Annotated in this window: 1 rRNA gene; it reads left to right on the top strand. The window is 53.2% G+C overall.

Going from position 1 to position 1610, the window contains the following annotated elements:
- Positions 1 to 106 precede the first annotated feature (106 nt).
- Positions 107 to 1610: ribosomal RNA gene (locus tag DBY73_RS21985) — 16S ribosomal RNA — on the top strand; the annotation flags it as partial.

Genomic DNA, 1610 nt, shown 5'->3' with positions numbered 1-1610 from the left:
ACTCAAAGTGACATGGATTCTTAATGTCTTCGGACAATAAATGAATACCAAGTCTCTGAGTGAACACGTAATTCATTACGAAGTTTAATTCACGAGCATCAAACTTAAATTGAAGAGTTTGATCATGGCTCAGATTGAACGCTGGCGGCAGGCCTAACACATGCAAGTCGAGCGGTAGCACAGAGAGCTTGCTCTCGGGTGACGAGCGGCGGACGGGTGAGTAATGTCTGGGAAACTGCCCGATGGAGGGGGATAACTACTGGAAACGGTAGCTAATACCGCATAACGTCGCAAGACCAAAGAGGGGGACCTTCGGGCCTCTTGCCATCGGATGTGCCCAGATGGGATTAGCTAGTAGGTGGGGTAACGGCTCACCTAGGCGACGATCCCTAGCTGGTCTGAGAGGATGACCAGCCACACTGGAACTGAGACACGGTCCAGACTCCTACGGGAGGCAGCAGTGGGGAATATTGCACAATGGGCGCAAGCCTGATGCAGCCATGCCGCGTGTATGAAGAAGGCCTTCGGGTTGTAAAGTACTTTCAGCGGGGAGGAAGGCGATAAGGTTAATAACCTTGTCGATTGACGTTACCCGCAGAAGAAGCACCGGCTAACTCCGTGCCAGCAGCCGCGGTAATACGGAGGGTGCAAGCGTTAATCGGAATTACTGGGCGTAAAGCGCACGCAGGCGGTCTGTCAAGTCGGATGTGAAATCCCCGGGCTCAACCTGGGAACTGCATTCGAAACTGGCAGGCTTGAGTCTCGTAGAGGGGGGTAGAATTCCAGGTGTAGCGGTGAAATGCGTAGAGATCTGGAGGAATACCGGTGGCGAAGGCGGCCCCCTGGACGAAGACTGACGCTCAGGTGCGAAAGCGTGGGGAGCAAACAGGATTAGATACCCTGGTAGTCCACGCCGTAAACGATGTCTATTTGGAGGTTGTGCCCTTGAGGCGTGGCTTCCGGAGCTAACGCGTTAAATAGACCGCCTGGGGAGTACGGCCGCAAGGTTAAAACTCAAATGAATTGACGGGGGCCCGCACAAGCGGTGGAGCATGTGGTTTAATTCGATGCAACGCGAAGAACCTTACCTACTCTTGACATCCAGAGAACTTTCCAGAGATGGATTGGTGCCTTCGGGAACTCTGAGACAGGTGCTGCATGGCTGTCGTCAGCTCGTGTTGTGAAATGTTGGGTTAAGTCCCGCAACGAGCGCAACCCTTATCCTTTGTTGCCAGCGGTTAGGCCGGGAACTCAAAGGAGACTGCCAGTGATAAACTGGAGGAAGGTGGGGATGACGTCAAGTCATCATGGCCCTTACGAGTAGGGCTACACACGTGCTACAATGGCGTATACAAAGAGAAGCGACCTCGCGAGAGCAAGCGGACCTCATAAAGTACGTCGTAGTCCGGATTGGAGTCTGCAACTCGACTCCATGAAGTCGGAATCGCTAGTAATCGTGGATCAGAATGCTACGGTGAATACGTTCCCGGGCCTTGTACACACCGCCCGTCACACCATGGGAGTGGGTTGCAAAAGAAGTAGGTAGCTTAACCTTCGGGAGGGCGCTTACCACTTTGTGATTCATGACTGGGGTGAAGTCGTAACAAGGT

It is taken from the genome of Enterobacter sp. RIT418, assembly GCF_003057745.1.
GTDB lineage: Bacteria > Pseudomonadota > Gammaproteobacteria > Enterobacterales > Enterobacteriaceae > Enterobacter.
The sequence above is the reverse complement of the archived record's forward strand: the minus strand, read 5'-3'. Positions and strand labels throughout refer to the sequence as shown.